General features: G+C 70.0%; 11 protein-coding genes and 1 pseudogene. 9 read left to right on the top strand and 3 right to left on the bottom strand.

The annotated features are described in order from the left end of the window. The 3 genes and pseudogenes from sufC to fdxA form a co-directional block, all read left to right on the top strand. Positions 1–197 (top strand): annotated as a pseudogene (sufC, locus tag E3O47_RS04965) (Fe-S cluster assembly ATPase SufC); the annotation flags it as partial. Continuing rightward, positions 194–553, top strand: a complete 360-nt coding sequence (locus E3O47_RS04960) for a metal-sulfur cluster assembly factor (protein WP_104193717.1) — start codon at positions 194–196, stop codon at positions 551–553. The pseudogene sufC and the gene E3O47_RS04960, both read left to right, overlap by 4 nt. A gap of 45 nt (positions 554–598) precedes the next feature. After that, positions 599–922: a ferredoxin gene (fdxA, locus tag E3O47_RS04955; protein ID WP_134419694.1), complete on the top strand. Its 324-nt coding sequence runs from the start codon at positions 599–601 to the stop codon at positions 920–922. Between the two features lie 34 nt (positions 923–956). Here the strand turns inward: fdxA and E3O47_RS04950 are convergent, their stop codons facing one another. Beyond that, the gene (locus tag E3O47_RS04950) at positions 957–1,451 is read right to left on the bottom strand and encodes an aldehyde dehydrogenase family protein (protein WP_134400782.1); all 495 of its coding nucleotides are present in this window, start codon (positions 1,449–1,451) and stop codon (positions 957–959) included. 831 nt (positions 1,452–2,282) lie between these two features. On the opposite strand from E3O47_RS04950, the gene E3O47_RS04940 reads away from it, so the two are divergent. The 3 genes from E3O47_RS04940 to E3O47_RS04930 all read left to right on the top strand — a co-directional run bounded on the left by E3O47_RS04940 (position 2,283) and on the right by E3O47_RS04930 (position 5,191). Next, complete coding sequence (locus E3O47_RS04940) at positions 2,283–3,587, top strand: MFS transporter (RefSeq protein ID WP_241976709.1); 1,305 nt, start codon at positions 2,283–2,285, stop codon at positions 3,585–3,587. Positions 3,588–3,739: 152 nt separating this feature from the next. Continuing rightward, the gene (gene nucS, locus E3O47_RS04935; protein WP_104169263.1) at positions 3,740–4,435 is read left to right on the top strand and encodes an endonuclease NucS; all 696 of its coding nucleotides are present in this window, start codon (positions 3,740–3,742) and stop codon (positions 4,433–4,435) included. 87 nt (positions 4,436–4,522) lie between these two features. Next, positions 4,523–5,191 carry an HAD hydrolase-like protein gene (locus E3O47_RS04930; RefSeq protein WP_134375191.1) on the top strand — a complete coding sequence of 223 codons (669 nt, stop codon included), beginning with the start codon at positions 4,523–4,525 and terminating at the stop codon, positions 5,189–5,191. 107 nt (positions 5,192–5,298) lie between these two features. Here the strand turns inward: E3O47_RS04930 and hxlA are convergent, their stop codons facing one another. Both hxlA and hxlB read right to left on the bottom strand, forming a co-directional pair. Continuing rightward, on the bottom strand, positions 5,299–5,922 hold the full coding sequence (gene hxlA / locus E3O47_RS04925; protein WP_104100578.1) for a 3-hexulose-6-phosphate synthase: 624 nt from the start codon (positions 5,920–5,922) through the stop codon (positions 5,299–5,301). Between the two features lie 66 nt (positions 5,923–5,988). Continuing rightward, positions 5,989–6,639 carry a 6-phospho-3-hexuloisomerase gene (gene hxlB, locus E3O47_RS04920; protein ID WP_134400781.1) on the bottom strand — a complete coding sequence of 217 codons (651 nt, stop codon included), beginning with the start codon at positions 6,637–6,639 and terminating at the stop codon, positions 5,989–5,991. A 100-nt stretch (positions 6,640–6,739) separates the two neighbouring features. Between hxlB and E3O47_RS04915 the strand changes: the two genes are divergently transcribed. From E3O47_RS04915 to E3O47_RS04905, 3 genes are all read left to right on the top strand, one after another. Further along, positions 6,740–7,576 carry a LuxR C-terminal-related transcriptional regulator gene (locus tag E3O47_RS04915; RefSeq protein WP_104100580.1) on the top strand — a complete coding sequence of 279 codons (837 nt, stop codon included), beginning with the start codon at positions 6,740–6,742 and terminating at the stop codon, positions 7,574–7,576. Between the two features lie 76 nt (positions 7,577–7,652). Beyond that, positions 7,653–8,306 carry a class I SAM-dependent methyltransferase gene (locus E3O47_RS04910; RefSeq protein ID WP_134419692.1) on the top strand — a complete coding sequence of 218 codons (654 nt, stop codon included), beginning with the start codon at positions 7,653–7,655 and terminating at the stop codon, positions 8,304–8,306. Between the two features lie 52 nt (positions 8,307–8,358). Then, complete coding sequence (locus tag E3O47_RS04905) at positions 8,359–9,648, top strand: MFS transporter (RefSeq protein WP_134400780.1); 1,290 nt, start codon at positions 8,359–8,361, stop codon at positions 9,646–9,648. Positions 9,649–9,924: the final 276 nt, after the last annotated feature.

The following is a 9,924-nucleotide window of genomic DNA, read 5'->3' as shown; positions in this document are numbered from 1 at the left end:
TGAACCGGGCCAAGGAGCACACCGGCCTGGGTCTGCTGCTGATCACGCACTACACCCGCATCCTGCGCTACATCAAGCCGGACTTCGTGCACGTCTTCGTCGACGGCCGGATCGCCGAACAGGGTGGCCCCGAACTCGCCGACCGCCTCGAAGACGAGGGCTACGATCGCTTCCAGAGCGCCGACGTCGCCCGATGAGCCTCGGGACAACCGCACTGCAGTCGGCGGAATCGACCCTGGGCGCGGCGCGGTTCGATGCCGTCCAGGAGGCCCTCAAGGATGTGATCGACCCGGAACTCGGCATCAACATCGTCGACCTCGGCCTGATCTACGATCTGGGCTGGGACGATGAAAACGATGCCCTGATCATTCACATGACCCTGACCTCGGCCGGCTGCCCGTTGACCGAGGTGCTCGAGCAGGAGATCGGCGTCAACCTGGACGGCATCGTCGACCAGTTCCGCATCAACTGGGTCTGGATGCCGCCGTGGGGCATCGACAAGATCACCGACGACGGCCGGGAGATGATGAGCGCTCTTGGATTCAACATCTAGCCAGCCCGTTGCGCCGATTCGACTGAGTCTGACCGGGGCGTGCCGATGACCTATGTGATCGCCCTGCCCTGCGTCGACGTGAAGGACCGTGCCTGCGTCGACGAGTGCCCGGTCGACTGCATCTACGAGGGTGCGCGCTCGCTCTACATCCACCCCGACGAATGTATCGACTGCGGCGCCTGCGAGCCGGTCTGCCCGGTCGAGGCCATCTACTACGAGGACGACGTGCCCGAGAAGTGGGCCGAGTACTACAAGGCCAATGTCGAGTTCTTCGACGACATCGGCTCGCCCGGCGGGGCGGCGAAATCCGGCGTGTTCCAGAAGGACCACCCGATCATCGCCGCCCTGCCCCCGCAGATGCGGCCCTGATCCTGCCGCGATCCTGAGCGCACCGCCGTGCCGGCTACGAGCGGATGCGGCGGTGCACCGACTGCGGCTTGAGGTAGACGTGCAGACCCTCCAGGCCGAATTCGACGCCGAGCCCTGAGCCATGCCGCCCCGCGAACGGGGCGGCATGGCTTGCGGCGAAGAATTTTATCCCGATCGAGCCCGTGTCCACCCGCGAAGCCACCGCGAGGGCGGCATCCTCGTCTGCGGAGAAGACCGTTCCTCCGAGGCCGAAATCAGTGTTGTTGGCGATCCCGATGGCCTCCTCGAGGCGGTCGAGGCGCAAAATCGACAGCACCGGCCCGAAGACTTCCTCCCGGGCGATCCGCATGCCGGGCGTCACGTCGGCGAACACGGTCGGCGTGACGGAGAAGCCCCGGTCGAACCCGCTGGGCACGTCGCCGCCGGTCGTGGCGCGGGCACCCTCCGCCAGGCCCGACCGGATGTAACCAAGCACCGTGTCCCCCTGCGCGGCGGTCGCGCTCGGCCCGAACACGGTTGCCGGATCCATCGGGTCTCAGATCGCGACGGGGTCGATCACCGGGGTGGTTTGCGGGCGCGGGCGGCGGGCTGCAGCGCCGAGGGGGGAGTTGCGCGATTCCGGCCTGGCTGCGCTCGGCCGTGCCGAGCAGGATCGGCAGGTTGCGTTCGAGCTGGTGGGCGCGGCTGGTCGGCAGCACGATGCCGAGCCCGCCGACGACGCGGCCGTCAGCCTGGAAGTCCGGAACCGCCAGGGAGCCGGAGCCGAGGCGAACCTCCTCCGAGGCGAGCGCGAACCCCTGCACGCGGATCTTCTCGATCTCCCGGCGGAGCTGCTCGTGGTCGGTCTTCGTGAAGGCGGTGCGGGCGATCAGCGTGCCGCCGAGCACGGCGTCCTGCACCCAGTCCTCCTCGAATGCCAGGATGGCGCGCCCCATGGCGGTGGCGTGCATGGGCAGCCGGCAGCCGACCCGGGGGGCCTGCTGCACGCGCCGGGTGCCGTAGACGCGGTCGATGTAGAGCACGTCGGCCCCGTCGCGGATGGCCAGATGCGCGGTCTCCTGGGTGAGGCCGGAGAGGTCCTGCAGGTAGGGGGCGGGCCACGTCGCGCAGCTGCCGCCCCGCGTGCTGGCCGAGTTCCCAGAGGCGCAGGCCGATCTGGTTGCGGCCGCGGGCATCCCGCTGCACGGCGCCCCACTCTTCGAGCTCGCCGAGCAGGCGGCGCACAGTGCTCTGTGGCAGCCCGCCCTCGGCGCAGATCTCGGAGAGCGACCGCGGTGCGGCGGGGTGCGGCACCCCCGTTCTGTTACCCCCTGAAGTCCCCCCACGTGCGACAGATTGCGTTTCGGATAACGTGGAGGGTGTGACCCACACCGCCCGCGACCTCGGAATCTCCGCCACCCCAGCCGCCCGGCCCGGGCTGCACGCCTGGCGGAACGCCGTGTTCGCACTCTTCTTCATTGCCGGACTCGCACTGGCCACCTGGATGTCCCGCATCCCGGCCGTGCGAGACGGCCTCGAGCTCTCGACCGCGCAGGTGGGCATTGTCATCTTCGGCCTCTCGGCCGGGTCGGTGATCGGCCTGGTGGCGGCGGTCGGGCTGCTCGCCCGCCTCGGCGCCCGGCGCGCCGTGGTGCTCGGCGTCGCGATCTCCTCGGTCGGGCTCATCACGGCCGGGGTCGGCACGAGCCTGCTGGGGTCCACCGAGCTGGTCTTCGCCGGGCTGGCCCTGGTCGGTTTCGGGATGGGCTCGGTCGACGTCATGATGAACGTCGAGGGGGCGGCGGTTGAGCGGGCGATCGGCAAGACGCTGATGCCGCTGATGCACGCCTGCTTCAGCCTCGGCACCGTGGTCGGCGCACTGGCGGGCGCGGGGGCATCCTTCGTTTCGTTGCCGGTGTTCTGGCACCTGGCCGGGGTTGCGCTTCTCGTGCTCGCCACGGCCGTCGCCGGGGTGCGGTATATCCCGGTGCGAGCGGAGCTCGGCGACGAGCCGGCGACGGCGTCGGCGTCGGGCGCGGAGCCGGGCGTCGCGCCGGGAACGGCGGAGGCCGGGCCGCGCCCTGCGCCGCCGTGGCGGGAGCGCCTGCGCGTCGGCCTGTCCGCGTGGGGTGACACGAGGATCCTCCTGATCGGCACGATCGTGCTGGGCATGACCTTCGCCGAGGGCTCGGCCAACGACTGGCTGGCCCTGGCCGCCGTCGACGGGCACGGGCTGAGCAACACGGAGGGCGCCATCATCTTCGGCGTCTTCGTGACGGCGATGACCGTCGGCCGAGTGTTCGGCGGGCCGATCCTGGACCGGTTCGGGCGGGTACCGGTGCTGCGCGCCTGCGCCGCGCTGGGCATCCTGGGCCTGGTGTTGTTCATCCTCGCGCCGAACGAGGGGCTGCTTTACACCGGCACGGTGCTCTGGGGTCTCGGCGCGTCGCTCGGCTTCCCGGTGGGCATGTCGGCCGCCGCCGACGACACGCAGAACGCCGCCGCCCGAGTGAGCGCCGTCGCCATGATCGGCTACTTCGCGTTCCTCGTGGGCCCGCCCGTGCTCGGCCTGCTCGGGGAGGCCTGGGGCATCCTGAACGCCCTGTTCCTGATCCTGGCGCTGATGGTTCTGGCGGGCCTGGCCGCCCCCGCCGCGCGCGAGCGCACCAGCGCCCCCGCCGCCTAACGAATTCGACGGAGATTTTGGCGCTAGAGGCCGGTTTTGGGGCTGTTTCAAGCCGAAACGGCAAAATCTCCGTCGAATTGGTTCGGACCCGGGGCGCGGGAGGTTCGTCGAGGGTGGGCGAACGTATGCCGCGGCGCGGTTAGGCTCGAACCGTGCGCCTTGTGATTGCGAAATGTTCCGTCGACTACGCCGGGAGACTGAGCGCGCATCTGCCGCTGGCCACCCGCCTGCTCATGATCAAGTCGGACGGCAGCGTGCTCGTGCACTCCGACGGCGGCTCGTACAAGCCGCTCAACTGGATGAGCCCGCCGTGCAGCCTGGCGCTGTCCGAGCCCGATGACGACCAGACGGAGGCCGGCGTCACGGCCGTCTGGACGGTCACCCACGCCAAGACCGCCGATCAGCTCATCGTCAGCATCTACGAGGTGCTGCACGACTCCGCCCACGAGCTCGGCATCGACCCCGGGCTGATCAAGGACGGCGTCGAGGCCCACCTGCAGAAGCTGCTGGCCGAGCACATCCACCTGCTCGGCGACGGCCATATCCTGGTGCGCCGGGAGTACATGACGGCGATCGGCCCGGTCGACATCCTGGCGCGCGACTCCACGGGCGGATCCGTCGCCGTGGAGCTGAAGCGGCGCGGCGACATCGACGGGGTCGAACAGCTCACGCGCTACCTCGAACTCATGAACCGCGACCCGCATCTTGCGCCGGTGATCGGGGTTTTCGCCGCACAGATCATCAAGCCGCAGGCGCGCACCCTGGCCGAGGACCGGGGTATCCGTTGCCTCGTTCTCGACTACGACGCCATGCGCGGACTCGACGACACACAATCGAAACTCTTTTAGGGGCTGGCGGCCCGCGCGAAAGCGTATTACTCCTATTTTTCTTTAAATTCATGCGATGGATCGACTCCCGACCCCTAGTATTAGCCTGTGATTTCGACATTGACCCGCACGTGGAGTGCCATCATATTTGACCTTGACGGAACGATCACCGATTCCGCCCCGGCCATCACCAATGCCCTCGCCCGCACCTTCGCCGTGCTGGGCCGCCCGGTTCCCGCCGACGCGAAACTACTGGCCTACGTGGGGCCGCCTCTGCTGGCCGCTTTCCGCGAGTACGCCGGAATGACACCGGAGGAGGCCGCCGAGGCTGTCGCCGTCTACCGCGCCGACGACCAGGGCAAGCACCTGCTGGACACCGCCATCTTTCCGGGCGTCGCCGGACTCCTCGAGCGCATCCACGCGGCGAAGATCCCGATGGCCGTGGCCACCAGCAAAACCCAGCACAATGCGATCGCGGTGCTCGAGCACTTCGACCTGGCACAGTACTTCACCGCCATCGTGGGCTCCACCGACACCGAGACGCGCAGTTCCAAGGCCGACGTCGTGGCGGAGGCCCTCGAGCGCCTCGCCGCCGCCGGTGCCGACCTCAGCAAGCCCGTCATGGTCGGTGACCGCCGCTACGACGCGGAAGGTGCGGCCGCCCACGGCGTGCCGGCCATCCTCGTGGAGTGGGGCTACGGCTCCCCGTCCGAGGCCGCCGAGGCGACCGCGACCGTCTACTCCGCTGACACGCTCGGCAAGATGCTACTCGGCTGACACCCCCTCCCTGCCCCCACGAGAAAGCACCCTCGTCTCGAAACGAGGGTGCTTTTTCCGTATCCACGCGGACTCCCGCGCCAACTCCAGCGCGGACTCCGGGGTGGCTAGATGATGGCGGCGCGCAGGGCGGCCGCCGCGGCGGCCGGGTCCTCCGCGCCGTAGATGGCGCCGCCGGCGACGGCGACCCGGGCCCCGGCACGCTGCACGGAGGCAATGGTGGCGACGCTCACACCGCCGGCCAGGGAGAACGGAACCCGGGCGGTCTCACCCTGGTTGAGCAAAGTCGAGAGCGAGAAGCCGGGCTCCGCCTGCTCGTCAAGGCCGGCGTGCATCTCGACGAAGACGGCGCCGAGCTTTGTCACTTCGCGGGCCCGCGTCACCTTGTCGGCGACGCCGATCAGGTCGACGACGACGCCTTTGCCATGCTTCGTGGCTGCGGCGACGGCCCCGACGATGGTACTGTCCCCGGCCGTGCCGAGCACGGTCACCAGGTCGGCGCCGGCGGTGAACGCCAGGTCGGCCTCGAGCTCACCGGCATCCATCGTTTTGAGGTCGGCGAAGACCGTCTTGTCGGGGTGAGCGGCCTTGATGGCGGTCACGGCACGCAGGCCCTCCGCCTTGATCAGCGGGGTGCCGAGCTCGATGATGTCCACGTAGGGTGCAACTTTCGCGGCCAGCTCGAGGGCCGCATCCGTGGTGAGTACGTCCATGGCGACTTGAAGCTTCATGATGGTCTTCTTTCCGGTTCTGGTGACGTCTGGTGAGGTCTGATAGGTCTGAGTGAGTGAAAAGCGTTATTCGAGGTTGGCGTGCCGCGGCCACAGATCGTCGGCCGTGGCCCCGGATGCCTTCCACAGGCTGTGGAAGATCGCGTCGCCGAGCACGACGACGGTCTGTTCAAAGAGCGCGCCCGAGTACTGCAGCGACCGGAGTTCGTCGTGGTCCTGCTTCTGGGCGGCCGGCACGACCACGGTCACCGCGGCCAGCGCGGCGAGCGGGGAGTCCGGAGCGGTGGTGATCGCGATTACCCGGGCACCGGATTCCGCGGCGGTCTCGGCCGCGCGCACGACGGCGGCCGTCGCGCCGGACCCGCTCGCTACCAGCAGCACGTCGCCGGCCGCGATCGCCGGGGTGGTGACCTCGCCGACCACGTGCACGTCGAGCCCGAGGTGCATCAGCCGCATCGCGGTCATGCGCAGGGCCAGGCCGGACCGGCCCGCGCCGAGAACGAACACGCGCCGGGCTCCCCGCAGGGCGGCCGCAGCCTGGTCGAGGGTCGGGAGGCCGGCCGTGTCGTCAGTGCTGTTCGCGCTGTTCGTGGTGTTCGCGCTGTTCGTGGTCGCCGTCGTCAGGAGCTGGCGCACGATCCCGGCGTTCTCGGCCGCGATGGCGGCGAGCGATTCGGTCACGGTCAGTGTCACGGGGGTGTCGGTGCAAGAAGGCATCCCCTTATGGTCCACTCTTTCGGGCGGGCAGGAGGCCCACCGAACGGGCGGTGCACCTACTCGAACGGATGGCTGAACGCGCCTCCGGTAGGATGCTGAGGTGAATAGTCAGCGCCCAGCCCCCTCGATCGAGCCGTTCGACTCCCGCTCGGCCGCCGCCGAGCGCGCCCGGGTCGTCGCCGACCTGACCGACACGCAGGCGACCACGCTCGAGTCCCTGCTCGCCGTGCTCCGCTCCCGGAACACGAGCGACGCCTCGGCCCGGCAAACCGCGATCGACCTGGCCGCGACGGCGATGGTGGCGCTGCGCGCCGTCTCCGACCTCGACCGGTCCCTCACCGAGGAGCCCGTTGCTCGGGCCTTCGAACGCCTGCGCGACGACCTGCGCCCGCTCGTGCGCTTCGGCGACCTCGACGTGCAGTTCATCGAGCCGCCCGTGAACGGCCGGGCCCTGCCCGGCGAGGTGGCCCACGCCGCCCGGGCCATCGTGCGCGGCGCGGTCCTGGCTCTGGTCGAGCAGGCCGGGGTGGCCCGCGTGCGCGTGCACTGGGACTGCGACGGCAGCAACCTTTTGATCCACATCCGTGACGACGGCTCCGGCGACCTCACCCCGGACAGCCCGAGCGTCAGCCGGTTGACGAGCCGGGTGGCCGCACTGAACGGCTCGCTGCGGCTGGAGGCGACGACCGGCTGGGGGTCCGAAATGACCGTCACCCTCCCCCTCGACGTGCCGCTCGCACCGCTCACGGCCGCCGCCGCGTGGGGTCTGAGCCCGCGCGAGAAGGGCGTGCTCGAGCTGGTCGCCTCCGGCGCCCGCAACCGGGCGATCGCCGAGACGCTCTCGATCAGCGAGAACACGGTCAAGTTCCACGTCGCCAACCTGCTGCGCAAGGTGGGTGCTTCCACCCGGGCCGAGCTGGCAGCGCTCTCCCGCTGAGCCGCCGCTTCCGTGCGAAACTGGCCATCGCGCAGCATCCGTTCACACCGACGGATGCCCGCCGAGAGGACACGCCATGGACGCCACCGAATGGGACACCCGCTACCGCCTCGCCCGTGAGGCACAGGCCAGCCAGGCCGGACGTCTGTGGTCGGCTCTGCCGGCACAGATCGTGCAGGACACCGTGAGCCCGTTCCCGCCGGGGCGTGCGCTGGATCTGGCCACCGGCGACGGTCGCAACGCGATCTGGCTGGCCGGCCACGGCTGGACGGTCACGGCGGTCGACTTCTCCGCCGAAGCCGTCGGCCTGGCCGAAGCGCACGCCGCCGAGGCAGGCGTGTCGGTGGACTGGCAGGTCGGCGACGCCACGACCTGGGATCCGTCAGGCGAAAGCTTCGACCTGGTCACCGTGATGTACCTGCACCTGCCCGAGCCCGCCTTGCGCGCCGTGCTGGCCCGCGCCGCCGGGTGGCTCTCCCCCGGCGGGCACCTGGTCGCGCTCGGGCACGACCAGACCAACCTCGCGACCGGGGCTCCCGGACCGGGCGATCCGGCCATCCTCTACTCGCCCGAGCTGCTGCGTTCCTGCATCGACCCCGCAAGCCCGGGTGCCTCCCGGGTCGTGCGCTGCGAGACCATCCGCCGCGACCTCGCCACCGACCCGGAGGCCCCCGGCGACGGCGGCGCCGCCACATTCGCCCTCGACACCCTGCTCGTCGTCGAAGTCTAATTACCCCCTGGGGTATGCTGAAACCCCAGCGCACATGCCACAAGGGAGCCCGATGTCCACCAATCCGGATGCGCCCGCGCCCGTGACCCCGGACGCCCGCCCCGCGCCCGCGCCCGCCGACCACACGCCGCTGCAGCGCACGGTCGTGCGGGTGCTCATCGCAGGCCAGATCCTCGGCGGCATCGGCATGGGCGCGACGCTCTCCCTCGGCGCCCTGCTGGCCGCGCAGCTCTCCGGCTCCAGCGCCTGGTCGGGCATGGCCGCCACCATGAGCACCCTCGGCGCCGCCCTCGTGGCCGTACCGCTGGCCCGCCTGGCCCAGCGCCGCGGGCGCCGCCGCTCCCTCGCGACCGGCTCGCTCATCGCCGGCTCCGGCGCTGTTCTCGCCATCACCTCGGTCACGGTCGACATCTTCCCGCTGCTCCTGCTGGCCCTGATGCTCCTCGGCGCCGGATCGGCCACGAATCTGCAGGCCCGCTTCGCCGCCACCGACCTCGCAAGCACACAATTCCGGGCGCGCGACCTGTCCATCGTGGTCTGGTCGACGACCATCGGCGCCGTGCTCGGCCCGAACCTGTTCGGCCCCGGCGAGACCGTGGGAAAGGCCCTCGGCCTGCCCCCTCTGACCGGTGCCTTCGCCTTCTCCCTGATCGCCACGGTCGGCGCGGCCGTTGTCTACACGGTCGGACTCCGCCCCGACCCGCTGCTCACCGCCCTCGCCGCACGCGAGGTCGACCCCGTCGGCGGCACGCGGCGCGGCGGCCTGGCCATCGTGCGCGTCAACCCACAGGCCCGCTTCGCAGTGGTCGTGATCGCCTGCAGCCACGCCACCATGGTCGCCCTGATGTCGATGGCCCCGGTGCACCTGCGCGACCACGGCGCCACCCTGACGCTGGTGGGGCTGACCATCAGTTTCCACGTCGCCGGCATGTACGCGCTCTCGCCCGTCTTCGGTTGGCTGGCCGACCGGCTGGGACGGATGCCCGTCATCCTCATCGGCCAGAGCCTGTTGCTGGTCTCGCTGGCGATCTTCTGGCTGGCCGGGGAGTCACAAACTGCCATGACGGTGGGGCTGATCCTGCTCGGACTGGGCTGGTCGGCATCCGTCGTCGCCGGCTCGGCGCTGATCGCCGAGGTGGTGGGCGTGCACGACCGCGCCGCCCTGCAGGGTTTCTCCGACCTATCGATGAACGGGGCCGGTGCCCTCGGCGGAGCCCTGGCCGGCCTGATCCTGAGCGCGATCGGCTACTCCGGGCTCGGGCTGGTCACCATGGTGCTCGCGGGCGTCATCGTCGTCTGGTCTGCCGTGCGCGGCACCACGGCCCGGCCGGTCGTGCGCTAACCGGGTCAGTCCTGACAATTGGTTATTTCACTGCGGCAGGTGCGAGTCGACCGCACCGCGTGGACGCTTTCCGCACAGCTGGCATCCCGCCCTCGGTGTCGAACCAATTCGACGGAGATTTTGTGCTGAGAGCGCTCTTTCCAACTGTTTGAACCCGATTTGGCCAGAATCTCGGCTCTCCTGCTGCTTCTGTGGGTTAATCCCGGCCGGGGAGCACTGGTTTGTGGCCGCCGAGGCTGAGCATGGCGAGGGCGATGAGGGCGTCGGGTGATTTGA

The organism is Cryobacterium sp. TMT2-17-1 (assembly GCF_004402765.1).
Taxonomy (GTDB): domain Bacteria; phylum Actinomycetota; class Actinomycetes; order Actinomycetales; family Microbacteriaceae; genus Cryobacterium; species Cryobacterium sandaracinum.
This window is presented reverse-complemented; position numbering and strand designations above follow the sequence as displayed.